Origin of the sequence: Flavobacterium sp. 83 (assembly GCF_000744835.1) — a bacterium.
In the GTDB taxonomy this organism is placed as follows: domain Bacteria; phylum Bacteroidota; class Bacteroidia; order Flavobacteriales; family Flavobacteriaceae; genus Flavobacterium.
Map to the genome: position 1 here is coordinate 1,972,860 of NZ_JQMS01000001.1, position 26,622 is coordinate 1,999,481.

Sequence of the window (26,622 nt, forward strand, 5' to 3'; positions counted from 1 at the left end):
TTTCAGAGCGTTGAATAATCTTATTTTAAGATAGTTTGTTTTCTATCCGGTCCTACAGAAACAATTTTGATAGGAACTTCAACTTCCTTTTCAATGAATTCAATGTATTCTTTCAATTCAATTGGTAATTCATCGTAAGTTGTCATACCAGTTAAATCAGCTTGCCATCCTTTGAAATCTTGGTAAACTGGAGTTACATTTTCCGGCTCGATGTTATAAGGGAAGTGAGAGATGTTTTTTCCTTTATAATTATATTCTGTACACACTTTTAAAGTCTCAAATCCTGAAAGTACATCACCTTTCATCATCATCAGTTGTGTTACGCCATTAATTTGAACAGCATATTTTAGTGCCACTAAATCTAGCCATCCACAACGTCTTTGTCTTCCTGTGACAGACCCAAATTCATTTCCTACACGTGCCATAGTTGCGCCATCTTCGTCAAAAAGTTCCGTTGGAAATGGACCACTTCCTACGCGTGTTACATAGGCTTTAAAAATTCCGTAAACTTCTTTTATTTTATTTGGAGCAATTCCTAAACCAGTACAAGCACCGGCAGCAGTAGTATTTGATGAAGTTACAAATGGGTAGGTTCCAAAATCAACGTCTAATAATGAACCTTGAGCTCCTTCACATAATATTGATTTACCTGCTTTTTGAGCTTGGTGTAAATATTCTTCACTATCAATAAAGTCTAACTTTTTTATATCTTCAATTGCTTCAAAGAATTCTTTTTCTAATTCTTCCAAGTTGTATTGAATAGCAACATCGTAGAATTTAATCATCGCTTCATGCTTGTCTGCCAAAGCTCTGTAACGATCTGCAAAATCTTCTAATTCAATATCACCTACACGAAGACCATTTCTTCCTGTTTTGTCCATATAAGTTGGACCAATTCCTTTTAATGTAGAACCAATTTTTGCTTTACCTTTAGAAGCTTCAGAAGCAGCGTCTAATAAACGGTGTGTTGGTAATATTAAATGTGCTTTTCTTGAAATGATTAATTTGCTTTTGATGTCTAAATTAAATTTCTCAAGACCTTCAATTTCTTTTTGAAAAACTACAGGATCTATTACAACTCCGTTTCCAATGATGTTTATAGCTGTTTTATGAAAAATACCAGAAGGAATAGTTCTAAGAACATGTTTTATTCCGTCAAATTCCAAAGTGTGTCCTGCATTTGGGCCACCTTGAAAACGAGCAATAATATCATAATTTGAAGTAAGAACATCAACAATTTTTCCTTTTCCTTCATCTCCCCATTGTAATCCTAGTAATAAATCTGCGGTCATTCTATGTGTTTTATTTGTAGTTAGTTTTATATTTATGGGACAACTAATAAGTTATCGGTATTATTTTTGCTTTTTTATTCCGTATAGATATAAAGAATGATTGGTAATTTCTATGTCAAATATTTCTTCGATTGTCTTTTTAATACTTTGGATTCTTGGATCACAAAACTCAATTACTTCTCCAGTATCCGTCATAATAATATGATCGTGCTGTTTATCAAAGTATGATTTTTCGTAGTGTGCTTGATTTTGTCCAAATTGATGTTTTCGAACCAATGCACAATCTAATAATAATTCAATAGTATTGTAAAGAGTTGCTCTACTGACGCGATAGTTCTTGTTTTTCATTTTAATGTAAAGATTTTCTACATCAAAATGCTCTTCGCTATCGTATATTTCCTGAAGGATAGCATAACGTTCAGGAGTTTTGCGATGTCCTTTTTTTTCAAGATACATTGTAAAAACATTTTTTACAATTTCTTGGTTTTTAGTATTATCTGTGGAAATGAGTGTCATATGTGGGCAAAGATAATTTTTTTAGTTTAAAGTTTAAAGTTTCGGCTTTGTTTAGTTTTAAGTTTTTTTAGTTTCTAATTAAAAAACGGACAGATAGAAACAAAATTTTTCGAAACTTTTCTACGTTTTATATACCCTTGTTACCTTATCGATTCCGTCAATTTTTTTGATATTACTAATCATTTTTTTTAAAATTGTATTGTTTTGAACGATTACAGCCACTTGACCATGAAAAATTCCCGCATCGGTACTCAAAGAAATACTTTGAATATTAACATGCATATTGTTTGAAATTACCTTAGTTAACTGGTTCGTAAGTCCTAAAACATCCATTCCTGTTATATTTATGATGGCTTTGAATTCTTCTTGTGAAGAGTCAATCCATTTGGCTGTCATAATTCGGTAAGCATAATTAGATTGCATCCCAATAGCGTTTGGACAATCTTTCTTATGCACTTTTATTCCTTCGTTGATAGTTACAAAACCAAATACGTCGTCGCCTGGAATGGGGTTGCAACACGGAGATAATTTATAATCGAGTTTGTCATGCTCTTTTCCAAAAACAAGCAAATCGTAATTACTGCTTATTACTGGTTTATGTATATCTTCATTAGCAGTGCTACTTGGGGAACGTTTTATTTTATTTTTGAAAAAATTAATAAAAGTGTTGCTTTTTTGGGCAGCATAATCTTTGAGTTGCTGATTCTCTATGGCTCCAATTCCAACTCTGTAAAATAAATCTAAACTTGTTTTTAATTTGAAAAAGTTGACTAATTCATTTACAACCGATTCGTTTAACGTTATTTTTAAATGTTTTAATTTTCGGGTAAGCAGTTCTTTTCCTTCTTCACCAATTTTCTTGGTGTTTTCATTTAAAACGTTTTTAATTTTAGTTTTAGCTCTTGAAGTGGTTACATAATCAAGCCAGTTTGCCGTAGGTTTTTGATGTTGAGAGGTAATGACTTCAATTTGATCACCACTTTTTAATTCGAAATTCAAAGGAACTAATTTTCCATTGACACGGGTTCCGCGGGTGCGAATTCCTATTTCTGAGTGAATACTGAAAGCAAAATCAAGTGAAGTGGCTCCTTTAGGCAATGATTTTATTTCTCCTTTTGGAGTAAATACAAAAATTTCTTTTGAATATAAATTCATTTTGAAATCTTCCACAAAATCCACAGCATTGGTTTCTGAACTTTCTAAGGCTTCTTTTAATAAATTAAGCCAAGCATCAAGTTCATTTTCTTCAGTAGCTCCATTTTTATATTTGTAATGTGCTGCGTAACCTTTTTCGGCAATTTCATCCATACGCTCGCTTCGTACCTGCACTTCTACCCAACGACCTTTTGGCCCCATTACTGTGATATGCAGCGCTTCATAGCCAGTAGATTTCGGCGAAGAAATCCAATCTCGTAAACGGCTTGGGCTTGGTCTGTAATAATCAGTTACTATGGAATATATTTTCCAAGCAAGAAATTTTTCTTCGTGTGGATTTGATTTGTATACAATACGGAGCGCAAACTTATCATAAACTTCATCGAAGCTTACGTTTTGCGCTTTCATTTTTCTACGGATAGAATAGATTGATTTTGGACGACCTTTTATGATGTAATCCATTCCTTCAGCATCCAATGCTTTTTTTAATACATCAGAAATGTCTTTTATATAAGCATCCTGTTCTTCTTTGGTCTCTTTTATTTTGCTTACAATCTCATTGTAAATAGCAGGTTCTGTATATTTTAATCCTAAATCTTCGAGTTTTGTTTTAATGTTGTATAGGCCCAATCGATGGGCTAACGGAGCATATATATATAAGGTTTCAGATGCAATTTTGGTTTGTTTGTCTTCTTGCATTGAATCCATTGTTTGCATATTGTGCAGACGATCGGCTAATTTTATAAGAATTACACGAACATCATCATTGAGTGTCAATATCATTTTACGGAAGTTTTCCGCTTGTATTGATGCATTCAAATCCTTTTGGACCATGGAGATTTTTGTCAATCCTTCTACAAGTTGAGCCACCTTAGGATTGAATAAGCGTTCAATGTCTTTTACCGTCATTGGTGTGTCTTCAACGACATCATGCAGTAATGCAGCAGCAATAGATGTGGCTCCCAGACCTATTTCTGAAGCAACAATTTTTGCCACAGCAATAGGATGAAAAATGTAGGCTTCCCCTGATTTTCTTCGTTGTTCTTTGTGTGCGTCAACAGCAACATCAAAAGCTTTACGGATGAGCTTTTTATCGTCATCTGTAAGGGTTTGATAACTTATGCGAAGTAGTTCTTTGTATTCTTGCGCAATTGCTTTGTTTTCTTTTTCTATATCTATTTCTATCATAACAGCATGGTTCAATTCCTAAAAATAGAAATTAGTTCCGAGATATGCAAGTTAAAAAGGGTTTCTGGCTATAAAATTCAAAATGGAATTGTTGAGATTGTTATTGTACCCTTTTGAAATTCAAAACCTGAAAATCATAACTAAAATCGCTTGATTTAGGTATTGAGTTCATTTTCAGGTTGATCTAATTTGTTATTTACAGCAATCTAAAATCCTCTTTGTCTTTTGGCTTCAAAAATCAAAATTGCTGCAGCAACTGAAACATTCATAGAATCGATTTCGCCTTGCATTGGAATTATAATATTCTGGGTCGCTTCTTTTCGCCATTCTTCGGTCAATCCAGTTGCTTCTGTTCCTACGACTAGTGCCGTTGGAGTAGTATAATCTTGCGTGTGATACGAAGTTGAATTTTGTAAAGTCGCACAATAAAAATTTATTTTTCGTTCTTTCAAAAAAGCAATAATTTCTGATGTTGTTCCGGTGGCAATTTGATTGGTAAACAAACAGCCTACGCTGGAACGCACAATATTAGGATTGTATAAATCACTTTTTGGGTTAGCAATAATCACAGCATCAAGATTAGCTGCATCGGCTGTTCTAAGTAATGCTCCAATGTTTCCTGGTTTTTCAGGAGCTTCGGCAACAAGAATCAATGGATTTTTGGATAATTCTAAATCGGATAATTGTAATGATTTAGTTTTGGCAACAGCCAAAATTCCTTCGGTGGTATCCCGATACGCGAGTTTTTGATAGATTTCTTTGTTGATTTCTATGAGTTCCGCATTTTTTGATAATTGATGTGCTTCAGTCTCTGTGCAAATTTCAGGCAAAAACAATAACGTTTCGATTTCATAACCACCTTTTATGGCAATCGAAATTTCACGTTTTCCTTCAATTAAGAATGTTCCGGATTGTTTGCGCGCTTTTGCTTTTTCCTGCAATTGCACTAAAGATTTGATAAATGGATTTTGTATTGAAGTGATTTGTTTCAATGGAAAGGATGCTAAGTTACTAAGGTGCTAAGTTACTACCTTTTTTTAAATTCTAAAATGCAATAGCAGTTGGGCTAGAAAACGCAGTTAGTTCAGTTATTACGGAGTATTTTCTCTAAATTTGTAAAAATCTAAATCCTAAATTATAAGTGTTTCATCTATTAGATATTATTGGTACGATGGCTTTTGCCATGTCAGGTGCATTGACTGCGATGAATAAAAAGCTGGATCCTTTTGGCGTTTTTATCATTGCTTTTGTAACGGCTGTCGGTGGAGGAACTTTGCGGGATATCATGATTGGTAGAACACCGGTTGGGTGGATGCTAGATTTGAAGTATGTTTATGTGATAATTATGGGCTTTGTTTTAGCCATCATTTTTAGAAAAAAATTCGACAAATTACGAACATCATTATTTTTATTTGACACGATTGGGTTGGGTGTTTTTACATTAATTGGTCTCGAAAAAGGTATGAATATTGGACTTCATCCTGTTATATGTATTGCATTAGGGACGATGACGGCCTGTTTTGGAGGTGTTATTCGCGATATTTTATGCACTGAAATTCCCGTTATTTTTAGAAAAGAAATTTATGCCACAATTTGTATTTTGGGCGGAATTGTCTTTTTTCTCCTTCGAAAATTAGATTTAGATAACGATGTTTTATACTTGACGACTTCTTTAGTTATCATTTCAGTTCGTTTGTTGGCTGTGAAATACAAATGGTATTTACCTACTTTAGAACATAAATAAAAAATGATTACTTTCACGAAGTCTAAATTAAAACAGTGAGAAATTATTCCGTTAAACAATATCAGGAAAGCGATTATGACAATTGGAATGCCTTTATTGGTCAAGCCAAAAATGCTACCTTTCTCTTTCATCGTGATTTTATGGAATACCATAAGGATCGATTTGAGGATTTTTCGTTGTTGATTTTTGAGGACGAAAAGGTAGTTGCAGTTTTGCCAGCGAACAGAGTTGGGAATGAAATTTTTTCACATCAAGGATTGACTTATGGTGGATTAGTTTATAAGGAAGAATCTAAATTGACAACAGTAATTATTGCCTTTAGAGCTGTTTTGTTGTTTTTGGAAGCTAATGGAATTCAAAAATTGCATCTAAAAACGATTCCATCGATTTATCATAGTAAACCTGCAGAGGAAATTCAATATGTTTTGTTTTTGGCGGAAGCCCAATTAGTGAGAAGAGATAGTTTGTCAGTTATTGATTTATCTCAGCAATATATTTTTTCAAAAATCAGAAAAAGAGGGATTCAAAAAGGAAAAATAAACAGGTTGATAATCAAAGAGGAAACTGATTTTGAATCTTTTTGGAACGAAGTTTTGATTCCGAATTTAGACAAAAAACATGGCGCAAAACCAATTCACTCTTTAGAAGAAATGAACGTGTTAAAAAATATTTTCCCTTCTAATATAAGGCAGTTTAATGTGTATTATAAAGATAAAATTGTTGCGGGAACAACTGTTTTCGAAAGTGAAAAAGTCGCTCATTGCCAATATATTTCTAAGTATGAAAATAAGGAGAATCTTGGAAGTTTAGACTTTTTGTATCATTTTTTGATTACTGAAGTTTTTGCTAATAAGCGGTTTTTTGATTTTGGAATTTCAAATGAATCACAAGGGAAAAAGCTGAATGATGGCTTATCGTATTGGAAAGAAAGTTTTGGAGCCAGTACCATAGTGCATGATTTTTACGAAGTGGAAACTGCAAATTATGTTAAGCTAGATTCCTTTTTTGCCGAATCAAAAAACAAACGAAATAAATGATTCCATTTCTTGATTTAAAAAAAATAAACGAACCTTATGAAATTGCTTTTCAAGAAAAATTGAAAGCAGTTTTAGCTAATGGTTGGTATATTTTAGGGAATGAAGTCAAGGAATTTGAAACCAATTTTGCCAAGTATTGCGGGACAGACTATTGCATTGGAACAGGAAATGGTTTTGACGCTTTAGTTTTGATTTTTAAGGGCTACATTCAGCTTGGAAAATTACAAAAAGGCGATGAAGTTATTGTTCCTGCAAATACATATATTGCCAGTATTCTCGCTGTTTTACAAGCCGATTTAATTCCTGTTTTGGTCGAACCAAAGTTGGAAACCTATAATATTAATCCAGATTTAATTTCAGAAAGAATTACTTCAAAAACCAAAGCAATTTTAGTCGTTCATCTTTATGGCCAACTGGCTGAAATGGATGCAATAAATGAAATTGCTGCTGCAAATGATTTGCTAGTTATTGAAGATGCGGCTCAGGCTCACGGATGTGTTCAGTGTTCAGCGCTCAGTGCTCAGTCAATAGATTGTCGTCCTGAATATGTCATCCCGAGCGCAGTCGAGGGACTTTTTTTGAGAGCCGGAAATCTTAGCGATGCTGCCGCTTTCAGTTTTTATCCTGGAAAAAATTTGGGAACTTTAGGCGATGCTGGTGCAGTTGTTACAAATGATTCAGAGCTAGCCAAAGTGATTCAATCGCTACGAAATTATGGTTCAGAAACGAAATATCACAACGATCATATCGGTATAAATTCACGATTAGATGAATTGCTAGCGGCTTTCCTGAATGTGAAATTACCGTATTTAGATACCGAAAATGAACATCGTAGAATAATCGCTAAACGCTATTTATCTGAAATAAAAAATGAAAAGATAATGCTTCCGTTTTGGGATTTGTCAAACAATCATGTTTTTCATTTGTTTGTGATTCGGACTCAAAACAGACTTGATTTGCAAAATTATTTACATGAAAATAGGATTCAAACGGTAATACATTATCCAATTCCGCCACACAATCAAAAGGCTTTATCATTTTTGAACCATTTGTCTTTTCCGATTACCCAAAAAATTCATGATGAAGTATTAAGTTTACCTATAAGTCCTGTTTTGACAATGGATGAAGTGGGTTTCATTGTTTCAATTTTAAACAAGTATTAAAATTGGAATTTATAAAAAAAATAACCAGAACACAGCTGTTTAAAATCTCATCTTTAAACAGTTTAAGTGTTATTCTAAAAATTGGAATTGGATTAATAACTTCAAAATTATTAGCTGTTTTTGTGGGGCCAAGTGGAATGGCTTTGGTGGGAAATCTTAGAAATTTTTTAACTTCATTAGAAAGTATTTCGACTTTAGGATTTCAAAACGGAATTATAAAATACGTTGCTGAAGAGGAAAAAAATGAAAATCAGCTTAAGAAGATAGTTGCAACGGTTTTTATCAGTTTGTTAGGTATTGCTATTGTTTTAAGTAGCGTTTTGTATTTTTTTGCCACATTTTGGAATAAAGAAATATTTGGGAATAATTTTGATTATCCGTTTGTTTTTAGGGCGTTAGCATTGGCTTTGCCTTGGTATGCGATTTCTGTTTTTTTGCTCTCCATAATTAACGGTTTAGGACAATTCAAAAGAGTGATTTGGATTAATATAATAGGAAATACAATTGGGTTATTGGTGTCAATTAGTATGATTGTCAATTATCAAACGTTGGGGGCTTTACTTTCGTTGGTGATTTCGCCGGCTTTGTTATTTTTCGTGACATTTTATTTTATAAACAAGAAAATCAATTTTTTTAAAACAATTCGGTTTTCTCATTTTGATTTTAAAATCATAAAGAATTTATCATCGTATTCTTTGATGGCTCTAGTTTCCTCGGTTTTGGGACCTTTAGTTTTTTTAGCCATCAGAAAAAATGTAATTGCGATTGTTGGATTAGAACAAGCTGGTTTTTGGGAAACAATAACCCGAATTTCAACTTATTATATGCTGTTTGTCACTACAATTTTGAGTGTTTATTTTTTACCAAAATTGGTTGTTGCCAAGAATAATTTGGAGACCAAAAAAGTGTTTTGGAGTTTTTATAAAATGATTTTACCCGTTTTTGTAATTGGATTAACGGTGATTTATTTTTTGCGCTTCTTTATTGTTAATTTGCTTTTTACCAATGCATTTCTTCCTGTTACGACTTTGTTTTTTTGGCAGTTGCTAGGTGATGCTTTAAAAGTGGCTTCTTTGATTTTAGGATATCAATTTTTCGCAAAAAAGCTAACAGCAGCCTTTATAATCTCTGAATTGTTTTCACTTGCCGTTTTGTATTTTTCAAGCCTTTATTTTATTAATGAATTTGGAATTCAAGGAATAGTAATGGCACAAGCTTTTGATAATTTTGTTTATTTGTTAGTGCTGTGTGTTTATTTTAGGAAGAGTTTGTTCTGAATTTAAATCAATTAGGTTTTGTTTCTCCAAAATAATATAAATCTAAGACTAAGATTCTTAAATAATAAAACATAGTTGTTGTTGTTTAAGCAATGCTTAATTTCAAAATGGATTCTTTTCAGGATTGCTAAATCTTCGTCTTTAGTTTTATTTAAATTGACTGCCTTTTTTAGAATCAAATACGTAGAATGATTAATTTTTTTTGCTCTGGCGTCATTTTTCTTAAAAAAATCGGTTCCTAAGGAATTCGGAACAATCCTTTTCTGCATTAGGATTTCGTCTATAAAATCAAAATCATAAATTCGGGAAGCGCGAATCCAAAAATCTAAATCTTCGTAAACAAGCGTTTCATCATAGCCATTTAAATAATCAAACACCGTTTTTTTTATCATCGCCGAAACCGAACACATGCAGTCTCCACCGGAAAGCACTGATTTATAAATACCGCCTGTTATTCTCGGGCGAATTACTTTTTGAAAACTATCAACAGGGAAATAATAAGATTCAAATGCGCCTTTTTTAGTAATTAATTCAACATTTCCATATACAATTCCCAGATTTTTAAAGGTTGTTTTTTTGAAAGCATTTATTTGTGAAGTAACACAATTGGGCAATAAAATATCATCTGCAGCCAAGTCAATGATATATTCTCCTTTAGCTTTTTTCAAGGCTTTATTAAACGATTTTGTGCTTCCTAAATTAGTTTCATTTGCAATAAATTGAATTTTAGGGAAATCGACACCCCATTTTTTAATTACTGATTGTGAATTGTCAGTACTGCAGTCGTCAACAATAATAAGTTCTACAGAAGGATAATCTTGATTAATTACCGAAAATAAACTATCCACAACATAATCTTCCTGATTGTAACACAAGCAAATAATGGTAACCAATGGATTGTCTTGCATATTTTTTTAAAAGAGTTATATTTGATACGAAAATAACAAATCGATAATGATTTTGCCTAACAAAAAAATTAAAATTGCTTTAATTGGTTATCGATTAAGTCATGGTGGAGCCGAAAGGGTTATGGCTTCTTTATCTCATTTTTTTGAAAAACAAGGTATAGAAATTCATAATATTATTGTTGTCGATGAAGTTTCCTATTCTTATTCCGGGAAACTGGTCAATTTGGGAAAAATGAAAAACACCTCCAACGGACTTTTTAATAAGTGGACCCGCTTGATGTTTTTGAAAAAATATCTCGTCGAAAATAATTTTGATTTCATCATTGATTTCCGATTCAGGATTAAACCCATTCAAGAATTTTTAATTGCAAAATGGCTTTATAAAACGAAATCTATTTTTACGGTTCATAGTTATTTAATTGATCATTACATGCCCAATTGGTCTTTTCTTACTCGCTTGATGTACGCGGATTGTTATAAAATGGTCAGTATTACAGATGAATCTAAAGCTTTGATAGAAAATAAGCATCACCTCAATAATGTTATCCGAATTTATAATCCTATCGATATTGAAAGTACTAGGGAGAAGAGTGAGGAAGCAAATGAACTTGCTTATGATTATATTATTGGCGTAGGCCAAATGGAAACAAACATGAAACAATTTGATAAATTAATAGAGGCATATTCACAATCTATTTTGCCAAAAAGCAATATTCATTTAGTTTTATTGGGCGATGGAGAACGAAAATTAATCCTGCAAAAGTTAGTTAGAGATAAAAAGGTTGATGATAAGGTACATTTTTTGGGATATCAAAATAATCCGTTTAAGTATTTGAAAAAAGCTAAATTTTTTGTTCTGAGTAGTTTAAATGAAGGATTGCCAAATGTTATTTTAGAAGCATTAGCTTGCGAAACGCCGGTTATTGCTTTTGATTGTTTGTCAGGTCCAAATGAAATGATTCAGCATAAAGAAAATGGATTGCTAGTCGAAAATCAAAATGTTGAAAAACTTACGGAAGCCATGAATTTATTTGTAGAAGATGGGAATTTATATCGATATTGCAAACAAAATGCACCGCAGAGCGTGCAGTCTTTTTCGATTTCGTTTATTGGAAAACAATGGTTGGATTTGATGAAAATTAGTTTGTAACGCAATTATGACAACATTAAAAGACATACAATTAATTAAATTACCCGTTGTACAAGATACCCGCGGGAATCTGGCATTTGTTCAAAATGATGTTTTGCCATTTGAATTTAAGCGCGTTTATTACCTTTTTGATGTCCCTAGTAATTCTTTTCGGGGAAGTCATGCTCATATTAATCAAAGTGAAGTCCTAATTGCCTTGAGTGGAAGTTTTGAGGTTGTGTTAAATGACGGATTCGAAAAAAAATCATTCCTATTGAATAAACCCAATATTGGATTGTATATACCAACAGGAATGTGGCGTGAATTAGAAAATTTTTCATCTGGTGCGGTTTGCTTAGTTTTTGCATCTGGCACTTATGATGAACAGGATTATATTAGGGATTTTGATCAATTTTTGGCTTTTAAAAAATGAGGCTTATTTATATAGTTCCAAACATAAATAATGAAGGTGGTGTTGCTAGAGTCCTTTCGATAAAAGCTAATTATCTTGTTGAAAAATTAGGATATGAAGTTCATATTCTAACGCAAAATGAAGGTTTTTATCCTTTGTTTTATTCTTTTAATTCCAATATTGTTTTTCATGATATACATTTGAAAGGTAATTTTTTTCAGTTTTTTAATTCTTATTCTAAAGGTTTAAAAAGTAAAATTAAAGTAATTCACCCCGATGTTATTGTTGTTTGCGATAATGGTTTAAAAGCATATTCAATTCCTTTTATTTTAAAAAACAAAATCCCGCTTATTCTGGAAATGCACAGTTCGAGGTTTATTGAGGAAAGAGAATTTAGTAAAAATATTTTAATAAAAGTTAGAACTGATTTTATCCATGCCCTTAAAAAAATCGGAATAAAGAAATACGATCAATTTGTTGTTGAAACAAGGGAAAGTGTGGCAGAATGGGAAGTGAAAAATACAACTGTAATTCCAAATCCCCTTTGGTTTGCACCAGGAAAATCCAGTGCTTTAGAAAATAAAAAAGCTATTGCTGTTGGGCGACATGTTTATGAAAAAGGATTTGATCGAATGTTGCAAATTTGGGAAAAAGTGGTTGCCAAACATCCGGATTGGATATTGGAAATTTATGGAAAATCATCAGAAAATTTTGCTTTGCAATCGTTAGCTAAAAGCCTGAATATTTCTGATAATGTTGTTTTTTATGAACCGGTTCAAGATATTGATGAAAAGTATTTACAAGCTTCATTTTATCTGATGACTTCTCGATTTGAAGGTTTTGGTATGGTTTTGATTGAAGCTATGGCTTCCGGATTGCCATGTATTGCTTATAATTGTCCTTGTGGCCCAAGAGCTATAATTTCTCATAACGCAGATGGTTTTTTAATCGAAAATGGGAATGAATCGGATTATATTAAAGCAATTGAGACTCTGATCGAAAATGCGGCATTAAGAAAAGAAATGGGTAAAAATGCGAAAATAGCAACCGAAAAATACAATATAGACTCCATCATGCAAACATGGAATCAACTATTTATTGAAATCAAAAAGAATTAAATTTTCTATTTTATTGAACACAAATATCCAATTCGGAACAAATTAAAAAAGAATAAATTCGGGTTATTTCCAGTTAAATTTTTTGTCAGTGGTTTTTCATTAAATGTATAGATTTTTGAAATGAAACCAGTAGATTTTGTTCTTTTTAAAAAATGATATAATTGAAGTAATCGTATAAAATCAATATCAATTTTCTTTTCTTCGTACAGCGAAATCAAATTTTCTAACGACTCTTTGGTTTTGTTTAGATAAACCAAATTTGTGTCAATATCTCCATGTTCAACAGGATTTTCAATGTGATTGACTTTAGATTTTAAAAGACTTAACTGATACGAAAGTTGGGTGTCATCATGACCATATTTCTTTCTGTTTTTGTCAAACTTCACTTTGTTAAAACAGTCCTTTTTTATTATGGTATTATTAAAAAGTAATGATTGATAAGCTTTTTTCTTACGGTTTACTGCAGCTTTATCTTCAATTAATCTTCCATATTTCCAACGTAGTTTTTGACTATTGGAGGGGCATTTTTCAGGATGCAAACGACCTCCATAAACAACATCAAAATTAGTGAGATTGGCGATGTAATTTTTTATGTAATTATCCTGAATGATAACTGAGTCGCCATCAATAAAAAGCAAATAATCAAATTTTGCCTGCTCGGCGAGAGAATTTCTATTTTCGCGATGTGCCAGATTTTTTTTTAAGGAAATAAAGCTACACTTTGCTATTGTATTTATATTTTCATTAAATACATTTAAACTTGATTGTGAAGCATCATCTTGGCATAAAATTTCAAAATCTATTCCGCAATCCATGCATTGTTTATGCAACTCTAAAACAAGAGGATAAACGTTGTAATTGTATATTGGAACAAGAATAGAAAGCATTATGCAGTTCGCTGCTGAACTACTTCAAAAATTCTTTCGTCTTCACATTTCAATGTTTTGGAAGGGAATTTCATTAATAAAGCATAATCGTGAGTAGCCATAATAATGGTTTTACCATTGGCGTTAATGCTTTTTAATACTTCCAGTACTTCAGCGCTGGTTTGAGGGTCAAGATTCCCAGTTGGCTCGTCTGCAAGGATAAGTTCAGGGTCGTTTAGCAAAGCTCTGGCAATTGCTACACGTTGTTGTTCTCCACCAGAAAGTTGGTGTGGCATTTTGTTGCCAAATTCTTTCATGCCAACTTTATCTAAAACCTCGTCAATTTTTCGTTGCATTTCATCGTTGTCAATCCAGCCAGTGGCTTTAAGAACAAATAACATATTGTCTTTTACAGTTCTGTCCGGTAGTAATTTGAAATCTTGAAAAACGATTCCAATTTTTCTTCTTAAAAACGGGATGTCGTCTTCTTTCAAAGTCACTAAATCAAAATCTACGATATTTCCTTCTCCTTCTGTCAAAGGTAAATCGCCATATAAAGTCTTCATTAAGCTACTTTTTCCAGAACCTGTTTTTCCAATGATGTAAAGGAATTCACCATGTTTTACATCTAAGTTTACGTGGGATAAAATAGATTTACCTTCTTGATAAATGTTTACATTTTTTAAAGACAGTACGGATTGTGACATAATTAGCGTTTGTTTATGGGGTAAAAGTAATAAGATAACGCTTCTATTCAAAATAAATTCTATTGTATTAAATAGAATTCTGATAATTATAAATTCTGTATGTAAATCTTCAAGTTTAGCGGTGTAAATGTTGCAGCAATGAAAGTTAAATTTTAGGGTGTTAAAAAAAATGTTTATAATAAAAGTCAACACCAATTCGTTATAGAGTTCAGAATATGATACATTTGAATTATTAAAATAAAATCACAATGCGTAAAATTTCTTGGCCCTCACTCTTTCTTTTTTTTATAATAGCTAGCACTGTTTTTGCACAAAAATCAACTATTTATACCAGTGATTTAAAAGATTTTAATGAAGCGGTTGCTTTGTTTAAAGATGGACAATATGCATCGGCACAAATTATTTTTAATAAGGTAAGAGAAACTGCTACTACTGAAGAGTTGAAATCAGATTGTGCTTATTATGCTGCTAATTGTGCCATTAGAACTAATCAAGCGAACGCAGATGAACTAATGGAACGATTTGTTTCGGATTATCCAACTAGCGTAAAACAGAATCAGGCGTATATTGAAGTGGCTCATTATCATTTTGATCAAGGGAATTATCCGCAGGCCTTACAATGGTTTGATAAAGTAGATGAAAGCCAATTGAGTGCTAGCGATCGAGATAAATTTAACTTCCAGAAAGGCTATAGTTTTTTTAATGCCAAAAAGAAAAAAGAAGCAACTATCTATTTAAATAAAGTGGTCAATTCTGCCGAATATGGCTCTCAGGCTAAGTATTACTTAGGATTCATGGCCTATGAAGGAGACGATTACAAACAAGCTACAAAATATTTCGATGAGGTTTCGGGTGAAGAAAAATACAAAGAAAAGCTTTCGTATTATCAAGCCGATATGAACTTTAAATTGGGTAATTTTCAAAAAGCAATTGATTTAGGCGAAAAAGCAATGGCTAAATCAAATCCTCCTGAAAAATCAGAATTGAATAAAATAATTGGCGAAAGCTATTTTAATTTAAAAAAATATGACACTGCAATCCCTTATTTGGTTTCCTATAAAGGGAAAAGAGGAAGGTGGAATAATACGGACTTTTACCAATTAGGCTATGCGTATTACAAACAAAAAGAGTACGAAAATGCTATTTCTCAGTTTAATAAAATTATAGGAGGAAAAGACTTTGTGGCTCAAAATGCGTATTATCATTTGGGGGAAAGTTACCTGAATACTGATAAGAAACAACAAGCTTTAAATGCGTTTAAAAATGCTTCAGAAATGAATTTTGATGCCGCTATTCAAGAAGATGCGAGTTTAAATTATGCAAAATTGAGTTATGAACTAGGAAATTCGTACCAAAGTGTACCAGCAGTTTTGCAGGCTTTTTTAAAAAATTATCCAGATAATGCAAGCCGTTCAGAGATTGAAAAATTATTGATTGATTCTTATATTTCTTCTAAAAACTACAAAGAAGCTTTAGTTTTATTGGAAAAAAATAAATCACCCGAAAATAAATTAGCCTACCAAAAAGTGCTTTTTTACAGAGGTTTAGAGTTGTATACTGACGGGAGTTATGAAGAAGCATTGAAAATGTTTTCGAGATCTATTAACGAACAAAGAGATGCTGTTTTTACTTCTAGAGCCACTTTCTGGAAAGGAGAAACCGAATATGTTTTAGATGATTTCAAAAGCGCTTTGTTGACTTTTAAACAATTTGTGGCTTCATCACAAGCAACAGCAACACCGGAATATAAAAATAGCAATTACAATATTGCTTACACGTATTTCAAATTGAAAGAGTACGATCAAGCAGGTAATTATTTTCAAAGTCAAATAGAAAAAGCATCTGGCGATAAAGTGCGGTTGAATGATTCTTATTTGCGTTTGGCAGATTGTCGTTTTGTTACTTCAAAATATGGACAGGCAATGGATGCATACACTAAAGTGATTGAATCTAAAAGTGTTGATGCGGATTATGCGTATTTTCAAAAAGCTATTTCCTATGGATTTATTGCTAAGAACGATAAAAAAATAGAAGAACTGAGTGCTTTTTTACAATTATATCCAAAATCAGAATATAGAGATGATGCTCTTTTTGAACTTGGAAACACTTACGTGGCCGAAAACAAAACGGACCTTGCAGTAAAAACATACGATCGATTAAATGCGGAATTCAAAAGAGGTTCCTTTACTTCAAGAGCAATATTACGTCAAGGGTTAGTGTATTATAATTCGGATAAAGACGAACAGGCATTGGTGAAATTTAAAAAAGTAGCCGCTGATTTTCCTAAAACTCCTGAGGCACTCGAAGCAGTTGCAACTGCTCGTCTAATTTATGTAGATAATGGCAGAGTGGATGAATATGCAAACTGGGTTCGTACTTTGGATTTTGTTGCTGTTACTGATGCAGAATTGGATAATGATACCTATGAAGCAGCTGAAAAGCAATTTCAACAAAATAACACAAAACAGGCAATTGCAGGATTTAGTGGGTATGTTTCTAAATTTCCAAGAGGCATTCATGCTTTACAAGCTAATTATTATTTAGCCCAATCTTATTTTTCTGATGGAGCAGAAAGCAAGTCAGTTCCTAATTATGAATTTGTAATTGCACAATCCAGAAGTGAATATACGGAACAGTCTTTGTCAAGATTGGCGCAAATTTTTCTTAAAAATAAAGACTATGATAAAGCAATACCGGTATTGTCTCGTTTAGAAAATGAAGCAGATATTTCTCAGAATAAAACATTTGCACAATCTAATTTGATGAAATCTTATTATGAAAAAAAGGATTATCCAAATTCAGTTATTTATGCGGAGAAAGTTTTAATGAACCCTAAAACGGATGATAATGTAAAAAGTGATGCACAAATCATTATTGCACGTGCCGCAATCCAAACCGGTGATGAAGCAAAAGCCCGAACTGCTTATGCAAAATTAATGGGAATTGCCAAAGGAGAATTGGCAGCCGAAGCCTTGTATTATGATGCATATTTTAAAAATAAGGATGGAAAGTTTGAAGTTTCAAATGTTGCCGTTCAAAAATTAGCCAAAAATTACTCAAGCTATAAATATTTTGGAGCCAAAGGATTAATCTTGATGGCAAAAAATTTTTATGGCTTGAAAGACAGTTATCAAGCAACTTATATTTTGGAAAATGTGATTCAAAATTTTAACGATTTTCCAGATGTTGTTTCAGAAGCACAAACAGAATTAGACGCTATTAAATCAGAAGAATCTAAAACAAATTCATCAATTACCAAGTAAAGAAAGGGAATTGAAATGGAGTAAACTAGAGAAAATTGAAAGTCAAAAAAATATACGGAATGAATATACCTTTTTACATTGTTGATGTTTTTGCCGAGAATAAATATGCAGGCAATCAACTGGCAGTTTTCTTAGGGGCTGATTCATTAAGTGCTGATGAGATGCAAAAAATTGCACGCGAAATCAACTTTGCTGAAAGCACCTTTATCACTAGGCTTGAGCCTGAAAAGAGCGTCGCTGAAATTAGAATTTTTACTCCGGAGCATGAAATGAAATTTGCAGGACATCCCATAATAGGGACTTCTTGGGTTTTAATGAATAAGATATTTGAAAATCATCCTGAAAGGATTACGTTATCGGTTCCAATTGGCGAAATTCCAGTGCATCAATCAGGTGATTTGGTTTGGTTGCAGGCAGCTCAACCGGAGTTCCTAGATACTTTTTCAGCAAAGGATTTTTTATCTTTCAGTAATTTAAAAAGTGCTGATTTTGCCGATAAATTCCCTATTCAGGAAGTGACCACAGGAAGCGCTTTTGTAATTATTCCTCTTAAAAATATACAAGCATTAGAGCATTTAATTCTGGACAAGGTTAAAATGGACGAATGGTTGCGTACACATTGTAAAACAAATCATAGAGCCTTGTATTTTTATTGTTTGGAAGATACAAAACTCAATAGCAGAATGTTGTGTATAGAAGAGAATCAACTTATTGAAGATGCGGCTACTGGTAGTGCCAGTACTTGTTTGCAAGCGTTTCTTTTAAAATATTATTCAACAGAAATACAGATTGTCAATCATCAGGGAGATTATATGAATAGATCTTCTCGAATTTATTTTGAAGGGAAAATAACTAAAAATCATTTTGATATAAAAATTGGTGGTAAAACACAATTCGTTGCAAAAGGCGAATGGGAAGTGTAAATTAGAAGTTAAGAGTTATAAATAATTAAGTAAAAAGAGTCAGGATATAAGAAGAGGTGAAACGTTAAAAGCCTTTTTTCTTTTATCAAAAAAACAACTATAAATATGAGAATCAATTTCCAAAATAAAATAATTATTAGTCTGCTACTTGTAGTGTCTCAATTTTCGTTTGCACAAAAGAAAGAACAAATAGGAACCGAAACGGTAAATGTTGTGAAACCTTATACACCAACAATTTCGGATGCTTTCAAAGTAAAAGAAATGCCTATGCTTGAAGAGGAAGGAAATGCAAAAAAAGAAACGATTAAATACACCATTTTCTCTTTTCCGGTAGCATCTACTTTTACTCCGTCTAAAGGAAAAGCAGAAGGAGTAGAGAAAGAAAAACAGGAACATTTATTTAAAAATTATGCCACTTTTGGTGTAGGGAATTACGGAACTTTCATAGGGGAATTATTTGTAAATCATGATCTAAATAGTACGGATTATGTTGGCGGAATGTTTCGTCATCATTCGTCACAAGGCGGTATTAAAAATGTTATGTTAGATGATCGTTTTTATGATACTGCGATTGATTTAATGTATGGATCAAATCAAAAAGAGGTATCATGGAATCTAGATTTGGGTTATCAAAATCAGATTTACAATTGGTACGGATTGCCTGCCGGTTTTGGTAGTGCTTTGACACCTCAGGATAGAGGGATTTTAATTAATGGAATCAATCCGCAACAAACGTATAATACAATCTCACTTGGAGGAAAAATAGATTTTAACGAGAGTATTTTAAATAAAATGAGTGTTAAATTCAATCACTTTTCGGATGTTTATGGATCTTCTGAAAATAGATTTTATGTAAAGCCAACAGTGCAGTTTGATGTAATGGAAAGCGCTGTAAAAACAGATATGATTGTTGATTATGTTGGTGGAAGCTTCAAGAAAGATTACTCAAATACGAACACACAACCTGTGAAATATGGTTTTACTAATTTTGGTGTTGCACCAAGTTTTGTAATGCAAAAAGAGGATTGGACGTTGAATATTGGAGCGGCTGTATTTTATAGTTTGGACAACCAAAACAGCAATAATAAGTTTTTAGTTTATCCAAGATTCAATGCTTCTTATAAAGTAGTTGGCGACTTAATGATTTTCTACGCGGGAGCCGAAGGAAACTTGGAGCAAAACTCTTATATGGATTTTGTCAATGCAAATCCGTTTCTGTCTCCTACATTGAATATTGCACCAACGGACAAGCAATATGATGTTTTTGCAGGATTAAAAGGGAAACTAACTAACAATGTGAGTTATAATATTAAAGGGTCGTATGTGAATGAAAGAAATAAAGCGTTGTTTAAAAGCAATGATTATAATGAAAATGCTGGAAATCAGGACTACGCTTTTGGAAATTCTTTTCAAGTAGTTTATGACGATATGCGAACACTGAGTTTTTATGGAGAATTAAAAGCTGATTTTTCTTCTACTGTATCTTTTGGAATCAATGGAACTTTTAATAGTTATACGAATGATTTTCAAAGTGAAGCTTGGAATTTACCAACTGTAAAATTAAATTCAAATATTAATTTTAATATTACCCCAAAATGGTTCGCTGGCGCAAATGTGTTTTATGTAGGCGAGCGTAAAGATCAAAAGCTAAATACTGATGTTGTATATGTAGTTCAGCCGGGTCCTTTTACTTTGCCTTCCTATTTTGATGTGAATGCAAATGTTGGATTCAAATACAGCGACCGATTGACTGCCTTTTTAAAAGCCAATAATATTACCAATAAAGCCTACGAAAAATGGTTGAGTTATCCGGTTCAAGGTTTTCAAATAATTTTAGGAGCGAACTATAAATTTGATTTTTAGTTTTTTGCCGCAAAGACACAAGTTTTTTTGCCACTAAGGCCCAAACACTCAAGCGTTTTATGTAGTATTAGACAACAACAACAACAACAACAACAACAACAATTCTTTTTTTTTCGTGACTTAGCGCCTTCGCGGCAAATTTTTTATGACTTTCAAACAAAAAATACATACCCACTATCAGCAATTAGTTCAAGACAGAATCGATATCTTCAAAGATATGATTGTGGCGCTTACCGAAGATTCTAAGAACGATGCCAAAGGTTCTGCGGGAGATAAACACGAAACGGCCTTGTCTATGATGCATATTGAGCAGGAGAAACTCAATACTAAACTTAGAGAAGTACTGAATCAAAAAGCTATTTTAGACAAAATTGATTCGACTACAATTGCTAAAACAATTATTGTAGGAAGTTTGGTCAAAGCCAATGGGATTTACCTTTATTTAAGTGCAGCTCTTCCAAAAATAGGTGTTGAAGGAATCAATATTATCGCATTATCACCACAATCGCCATTGGGAAATAAATTAATGGGAAATACAATTGGATTTACTTTTGAGATTAATGGAACGAAGTATTTGATTGAAGAAATTAACTGATGTACTAATGGATTATTGGTATTTAATATGTAGTTTTTCTTGGTTTATATCTGCTTTCGCTTTTTATAAAATTCATAAACTTTGGCATAAAGACGTTACTGAAAATGATAAGCTTTATAAATGGGATATTAAAGTTAAAAGTTTTGGTAATTGGATGGCCTTAATTCTGTGCATAACAACGGCAATAGTGTATTTTTTCAAGGCAATAGGGTAGTTTTATATAAAATCCGTGATGCTTGCATCCGTTTTATCCGTGTTCCATTCTTCGTAATTGTGCTTCATTTTACAACAATCCAACATATTATAACAAAATTAAACATAATGTTAAATTACTATCTTCTTTGGTTGAAAACTATCTAAATCATTAAAAAATAGAAATCCCTAATAAAACTTTTCGTAAATTCGCGACCTTAAAAGTTTGACTTTAAAACGAAACGAAATTATGAGCAAAACAATGACAGTCGACATCTTGTCGAGTATTAAAGGAGCACAGCCCTCAGAGTCCGTGAACCAATTATTTGAGGTAATTAAAAATGCAATTCCAACAAATAATAATGCTGCAAATAATGTCAATCATAATTGTGTGTTAGTAAGTGATTTAAGAGAAGATGTTGTAATAGAGAGTTCGGCTATTGAGAAACAAATAATTTTAGAAAATTTCCCGAACAAGAAAAATGGTTTTTTAGTTGTTGCTAAAGTTATAGAAGGATAAAATGGATTCTCAAATAAAAAAAATACACCAACAATTGGTGTCAAAACAAATAACTTGCACCGCATTGGTACAAGAAAAATTAGACTTACTTAAACAAAACACTTATAATACGGTAAATTCTTTGTTAGACACTTTGGCCTTGGATTTAGCGTCTAAAGTGGATGCTAAAATTGCAAATGGTGAAACAATAGGTTTGTTAGAAGGAATTCCTTTCGGAATTAAAGATGTTTATATGTTGCAAGGAACTTACACTACTGCAAGTTCTGATTTCTTGAAAAATTATAAATCGCCTTACACGGCTACTGCTATTCAAAAATTATTGGATGCAGGCGCTATTCCATTAGTAAAAGAAAATTGTGATAGTTTTGGTCACGGTTCTTCTAGTGAAAACACCATTTTTGGTGCTGTAAAAAATGCTGTCGATCCAACATTGGTTGCCGGAGGTTCCAGCGGAGGTTCTGCGGTTAATGTTGCTAAAGAATATACTGTATTTTCTATCGGTGGCGACACCGGAGGTTCTATTCGTCAGCCTGCGGGATACAACCATATTTACGGTTTAAAACCAACTTACGGAAGAATTTCTCGATACGGTCTTATGGCTTATGCATCCTCTACAGATTGTGTTGGTCCTTTGGCAAAGTCAATTGAAGATATTCGAATTGTGTTGAATGTAATGAGTGGAAAAGATCCAAAAGATCAAACTTCAGTCGCTTCAATGGAAATTAATGAAGATGCGATTGCAACTTCTGCTGTAAAAACAGTTGGTTATTTTAAAAATTTTATCGAAAGTGACGCTATTGATGCACAAATAAAAGCTGATTTTTTAGCGACTATCGAAAAACTGAAAGCCAAAGGAATTGCAGTAAAAGAATTAGACTTTTTTAAATCGGATATTTTAGTTTCGACTTATTATACGCTAGCAATGGCGGAAACAGCTTCTAATTTATCTCGTTTAGACGGAACAAATTACGGAAATCGAATTGAAGGGGAGAATTTGATTGATACTTATGCTGTTACCCGTTCTGAAAACTTTTCGGAAGAAACAAAGCGTAGAATTGTAGGAGGAAACCAGGTATTGTCTCAAGGTTTTTCTGATGAAATCTATTTGAAAGGATTGGCTTTAAGAGATCAAATTTCGGAGAACTTCAGTAAAGATTTTAAGGAAGTTGATGTTATTTTATCACCAGTTACACCAAGCACTCCGCCTAAAATTGGAGACAGTTTGAAAGATCCTTTGGCGATGTATTTGTCAGATGCTTATACGGTTGGTTTTAGTTTAGGGCAATTACCAACTTTGACCGTGCCTCAAGGAACAAGCACTGGACTGCAAATTACAGCAGCAAAAAACAATGATGAATTAGTGTTGAAGTTCGCAAACTTCTTAAAAGATACAATATAATGGAATTGGAGCAATTAACTGCGGCTTTAAAAGCCCACGATTTAGAATTGGTAATTGGACTGGAAACTCACGTTCGATTGAATACCAAAACCAAGTTGTTTTGTTCTTGTCCAAATCAAGAAATAGAAACACCTAACGAAAATATTTGTTCGGTTTGTACGGGACAAATGGGTATTTTACCAGCTTTAAATAAAGAAGCAATTATAAAAGCGATTTATTTTGGAAAAGCGGTGGATTCGTCATTTAGTAATGAAGTAATATCCTGGGATAGAAAACATTACGAATATCCTGATAATCCCAAAAATATTCAAATAACACAATTTCACAATCCAATAATTCCTGACGGACACGTATCTTGTTACCGAAATGATGGTACTCAATTTACTGTGAATTTAACTCAGGTACATATTGAGGAGGATGCTGCAAAGTTGATGCACGAAAAGAAAATTTCGTTAGTCGATTTTAACAAAGCGGGTGTTCCGTTGATCGAAATTGTTACGGAACCTTGTGTCAGAAATATTGAAGATGCTTCAACTTACGCACAATATATTCAACGTATTGTTCAAAACTTAGGAATCTCTGAAGCAAATCTGGAAAAAGGAGAATTCAAATCGGATGTTTCGGTGTCTTTGCGCAAAAAGCATTCTTACGAATTAAATCCAAGAACTGAAATCAAAAACTTGAACTCGTTTAAGTTTATGGTGGAAGCTTTGAAAGAGGAAGTAGAAAAACAGTTTAATTATTTTATTGAAAATAAAGAGTTTCGTCCAGATCAAACTACCGTATTATGGGATGCTGATTTAAAGCAAACCAAAGTAATGCGTAAAAAAGAATTTGAAGCGGATTATCGTTTTATTTCGGAACCCGATTTACCTTTTGTAAATATTAAAAAAGAAATCGAGGCTATTAAAGTGGATACAAGCGCATTGCCTTATGCTGTTGAATCTATTTTGATTAACGGTGGTGTTTTGCCACAAGATGCTAAATTTTTCACAGCCGATAAGTTGCGTTCGCAAACATTTGTAGAAATAAATAATGAAATCAAAGATCCTTCGTTTGTTGCTAAAACATTGGCAAACAATATAAAAGCCGAAGATTACGCTGAAATTCATAGTATTGCTCATTTAACTGATATTTTCAAATTATTCAAAGCGGAGAAAATCACGGCAGTTTTAGTTCAAAATGCGATAACGGCTTATTTGAAAGATAGAACTTTTGACTACAATAAGTACTTTGCAGAAAATACTATTTCAGAAGATAAAATCCAGGAAGTTATAGCTACTGTAATTTTAGAAAATGAGGCTGTTGCCAATGATATTAAAGCAGGTGACCAAGGAAAAGCAGGAATTTTAGTTGGTAAAGTTTTAGGTGTTATTGGAAAAGGTGCCAATGGAAAAGTAATTCGCCAAATTATTTTAGACAAATTAGGAGCTGATGCAATTTTAGAAAAAAATACTGTAGGGACAAGTCGCGACTTGTCAGTACTAGTTGCAGAAAATAAAGAAAATCAAGAAGAATCGCTTACTGAAATTCCTATTATTATAAAAGATAGTTATAGAACACATAAAATTTCGCAATTATCAGAAGAAAGTATCCAAGAAGAAGTGGTATTGTCTGGTTGGGTTGCTAGTGTTCGGGATCACGGTGAATTGATGTTTATTGATTTGCGTGATTCGAGTTATGAGATTTTTCAAGTACGAATCAGTAGAGAATCATTTCCTAACATAGATGAGTTGGTGAAATTGAAACCAGAATCTGTAATTTCAGTAACTGGAATTGTTGTTGGACGTAATGAAGATGATTATAATGCAGGATTACGTACCGGTAAAATTGAATTGGAAACTTCGGCTTTAGAGATTTTAAACTTATCTAAAACATTGCCTTTTGAGATTAAAAGAGCAGCAAAAACGAACGAAGCAATTCGTTTTCAATATAAGTTCTTGGATCATAGAAATGAAGAAGTACGAAGAGCGATCGTAAACCGTCATAAAGTAATTAAATTATTGCGTGACATTTTGGATGAAGAAGAATTCTTAGAAATTGAAACCCCAATTTTAAGTGCAGGAACTGATGAAGGAGCACGTGAATTTATTGTTCCTACACGTAAAGGATCTGGGTTGTTTTATACCTTGCCACAAGCGCCACAGCAGTTTAAACAGATGTTGATGGTAAGTGGTTACGAAAAGTATTTCCAAATTGCGCGTTGTTTTAGAGATGAAGATTCTCGTGGCGATCGTCAGCCGGAATTTACGCAATTGGATATGGAAATGGCATTTGCCTGTATGCAACAAATTATAGATTTAAACACAAAAATGTTTAATGAAGTAGTGAAAAAAATATATGGCAACAAATGGATTTTACGTCCGTTTGAAGTGATTACTTATAAAGATGCAATGGATTTCTATGGTTGTGACAGACCTGATTTACGTTATGGTTTGAAAATGCAAGACATTACCGCTATCGTAAAAGACACCACTTTCCAAGTATTTAGTAAGCCTATTGAAGAGGGTGGAATTGTGAAATGTATCAAGGTTTCGGCTAAAGAACAAGGGAATAAACGTATGTCTAAGGGGCAAATCGAAAACCTTACCGCTATTGCACAACAGCACGGTTTAGGTGGATTAGCTTATATTATTGTAAATGAAGACGAATTGCAATCGCCAATTATTAAGTTTTTAGGTGAAGAAATTGCAGCTGGAATTATAAAGGCTACCAATGCACAAGTGGGTGATATTGTATTCTTTTCAGCAGCAGATTATGCTACGGCTAACAAAGCATTGGATGCTGTTCGTCAAGAATTGGGTAAAATGTTACACTTAATTAATCCGAAGGAATTATGTCCGGCTTGGGTAGTTGATTTTCCAATGTTTGAAAAAACGGATGAAGGGAGATGGACGTTTACACACAATCCTTTTTCGATGCCCGCTATTTATGATTTGCAAAAACATATGAATGGTAATGAAGAAGAAATCGGAACCATTATTGCGCAACAATACGATATAATTTTAAACGGTTACGAAATTGGTGGAGGATCAGTTCGAGCACATAAATCGGAGATTTTAGAAGCAACTTATAGAAATATGGGTTACAATAAAGAAGAAATGATAAAAAGTGTTGGAACGATGTACAAAGCGTTTCAATACGGTGCACCACCACACGGAGGAATTGCTTGGGGAATTGACCGTTTGATGATGATTTTAGAGAAAAAAGCATCTATTAGGGAAGTAATGGCTTTCCCAAAGACGGGAAGCAGCGAAGATTTATTATTTGGCGCACCATCGCTTTTATCGGATAAAAAGGTAGAAGAAATGAATGTGAAGATTATGAGGAAATAAGGGGATTGTAATTTTAAAAT

The 26,622-nt window shown here is 32.9% G+C and carries 21 protein-coding genes; 14 read left to right on the forward strand and 7 right to left on the reverse strand.

The window, feature by feature from the left end:
- Positions 1–20: 20 nt before the first annotated feature.
- The 4 genes from T410_RS08715 to T410_RS08730 form a co-directional block, all read right to left on the reverse strand.
- Positions 21–1,292: an adenylosuccinate synthase gene (locus T410_RS08715; protein ID WP_035670617.1), complete on the reverse strand. Its 1,272-nt coding sequence runs from the start codon at positions 1,290–1,292 to the stop codon at positions 21–23.
- A gap of 60 nt (positions 1,293–1,352) precedes the next feature.
- Positions 1,353–1,808 carry a Fur family transcriptional regulator gene (locus tag T410_RS08720; protein WP_035670620.1) on the reverse strand — a complete coding sequence of 152 codons (456 nt, stop codon included), beginning with the start codon at positions 1,806–1,808 and terminating at the stop codon, positions 1,353–1,355.
- Positions 1,809–1,928: 120 nt separating this feature from the next.
- Complete coding sequence (locus T410_RS08725; protein ID WP_035670623.1) at positions 1,929–4,151, reverse strand: bifunctional (p)ppGpp synthetase/guanosine-3',5'-bis(diphosphate) 3'-pyrophosphohydrolase; 2,223 nt, start codon at positions 4,149–4,151, stop codon at positions 1,929–1,931.
- 206 nt (positions 4,152–4,357) lie between these two features.
- Positions 4,358–5,143: an RNA methyltransferase gene (locus T410_RS08730; RefSeq protein ID WP_035670626.1), complete on the reverse strand. Its 786-nt coding sequence runs from the start codon at positions 5,141–5,143 to the stop codon at positions 4,358–4,360.
- A 149-nt stretch (positions 5,144–5,292) separates the two neighbouring features.
- Between T410_RS08730 and T410_RS08735 the strand changes: the two genes are divergently transcribed.
- From T410_RS08735 to T410_RS08750, 4 genes are read left to right on the forward strand one after another with little or no spacing between them, the layout of a single operon-like run.
- A complete protein-coding gene (locus T410_RS08735; protein WP_035670629.1) occupies positions 5,293–5,895 on the forward strand; it encodes a trimeric intracellular cation channel family protein in 603 nt (200 codons plus the stop codon).
- A gap of 35 nt (positions 5,896–5,930) precedes the next feature.
- A complete protein-coding gene (locus T410_RS08740) occupies positions 5,931–6,932 on the forward strand; it encodes a hypothetical protein (RefSeq protein WP_035670632.1) in 1,002 nt (333 codons plus the stop codon).
- Positions 6,929–8,095, forward strand: coding sequence for a DegT/DnrJ/EryC1/StrS aminotransferase family protein (locus tag T410_RS08745; RefSeq protein WP_035670635.1), 1,167 nt, complete (start codon positions 6,929–6,931; stop codon positions 8,093–8,095). Before T410_RS08740 ends, T410_RS08745 begins: the two co-directional genes overlap by 4 nt.
- A gap of 2 nt (positions 8,096–8,097) precedes the next feature.
- Complete coding sequence (locus T410_RS08750) at positions 8,098–9,372, forward strand: O-antigen translocase (protein ID WP_035670638.1); 1,275 nt, start codon at positions 8,098–8,100, stop codon at positions 9,370–9,372.
- Positions 9,373–9,383: 11 nt separating this feature from the next.
- On the opposite strand, the gene T410_RS08755 is transcribed toward T410_RS08750, so the two are convergent.
- Positions 9,384–10,280 carry a glycosyltransferase gene (locus tag T410_RS08755; RefSeq protein WP_035670640.1) on the reverse strand — a complete coding sequence of 299 codons (897 nt, stop codon included), beginning with the start codon at positions 10,278–10,280 and terminating at the stop codon, positions 9,384–9,386.
- A gap of 46 nt (positions 10,281–10,326) precedes the next feature.
- On the opposite strand from T410_RS08755, the gene T410_RS08760 reads away from it, so the two are divergent.
- From T410_RS08760 to T410_RS08770, 3 genes are read left to right on the forward strand one after another with little or no spacing between them, the layout of a single operon-like run.
- Positions 10,327–11,430 (forward strand): glycosyltransferase, encoded by a 1,104-nt coding sequence (locus T410_RS08760; RefSeq protein ID WP_035670642.1) that lies wholly within the window; start codon positions 10,327–10,329, stop codon positions 11,428–11,430.
- Positions 11,431–11,437: 7 nt separating this feature from the next.
- A complete protein-coding gene (locus T410_RS08765) occupies positions 11,438–11,842 on the forward strand; it encodes an FdtA/QdtA family cupin domain-containing protein (RefSeq protein WP_035670645.1) in 405 nt (134 codons plus the stop codon).
- The gene (locus T410_RS08770) at positions 11,839–12,939 is read left to right on the forward strand and encodes a glycosyltransferase family 4 protein (RefSeq protein ID WP_035670648.1); all 1,101 of its coding nucleotides are present in this window, start codon (positions 11,839–11,841) and stop codon (positions 12,937–12,939) included. Before T410_RS08765 ends, T410_RS08770 begins: the two co-directional genes overlap by 4 nt.
- A 5-nt stretch (positions 12,940–12,944) precedes the next feature.
- Here the strand turns inward: T410_RS08770 and T410_RS08775 are convergent, their stop codons facing one another.
- Both T410_RS08775 and T410_RS08780 read right to left on the reverse strand, forming a co-directional pair.
- Positions 12,945–13,826 (reverse strand): glycosyltransferase family 2 protein, encoded by an 882-nt coding sequence (locus T410_RS08775; RefSeq protein ID WP_035670650.1) that lies wholly within the window; start codon positions 13,824–13,826, stop codon positions 12,945–12,947.
- Positions 13,826–14,512, reverse strand: coding sequence for a cell division ATP-binding protein FtsE (locus tag T410_RS08780; RefSeq protein WP_035670652.1), 687 nt, complete (start codon positions 14,510–14,512; stop codon positions 13,826–13,828). The genes T410_RS08775 and T410_RS08780 overlap by 1 nt, the downstream gene beginning before the upstream one ends.
- A 248-nt stretch (positions 14,513–14,760) precedes the next feature.
- On the opposite strand from T410_RS08780, the gene T410_RS08785 reads away from it, so the two are divergent.
- From T410_RS08785 to gatB/aspS, 7 genes are all read left to right on the forward strand, one after another.
- Positions 14,761–17,775 (forward strand): tetratricopeptide repeat protein, encoded by a 3,015-nt coding sequence (locus T410_RS08785; protein ID WP_035670655.1) that lies wholly within the window; start codon positions 14,761–14,763, stop codon positions 17,773–17,775.
- A 59-nt stretch (positions 17,776–17,834) separates the two neighbouring features.
- Positions 17,835–18,698 carry a PhzF family phenazine biosynthesis protein gene (locus tag T410_RS08790; protein ID WP_035670658.1) on the forward strand — a complete coding sequence of 288 codons (864 nt, stop codon included), beginning with the start codon at positions 17,835–17,837 and terminating at the stop codon, positions 18,696–18,698.
- A gap of 105 nt (positions 18,699–18,803) precedes the next feature.
- Positions 18,804–20,561 carry a TonB-dependent receptor gene (locus tag T410_RS08795; RefSeq protein WP_035670661.1) on the forward strand — a complete coding sequence of 586 codons (1,758 nt, stop codon included), beginning with the start codon at positions 18,804–18,806 and terminating at the stop codon, positions 20,559–20,561.
- Between the two features lie 145 nt (positions 20,562–20,706).
- Entirely contained in the window at positions 20,707–21,156 is a 450-nt protein-coding gene (locus T410_RS08800) for a hypothetical protein (RefSeq protein WP_035670664.1), read from the forward strand.
- Between the two features lie 442 nt (positions 21,157–21,598).
- Entirely contained in the window at positions 21,599–21,868 is a 270-nt protein-coding gene (locus T410_RS08810; RefSeq protein ID WP_035670669.1) for a hypothetical protein, read from the forward strand.
- A 1-nt stretch (position 21,869) separates the two neighbouring features.
- Entirely contained in the window at positions 21,870–23,267 is a 1,398-nt protein-coding gene (locus tag T410_RS08815) for an amidase (RefSeq protein ID WP_035670672.1), read from the forward strand.
- The gene (gene gatB/aspS, locus T410_RS08820; RefSeq protein ID WP_035670674.1) at positions 23,267–26,602 is read left to right on the forward strand and encodes a bifunctional amidotransferase subunit GatB/aspartate--tRNA ligase AspS; all 3,336 of its coding nucleotides are present in this window, start codon (positions 23,267–23,269) and stop codon (positions 26,600–26,602) included. Before T410_RS08815 ends, gatB/aspS begins: the two co-directional genes overlap by 1 nt.
- Positions 26,603–26,622: the final 20 nt, after the last annotated feature.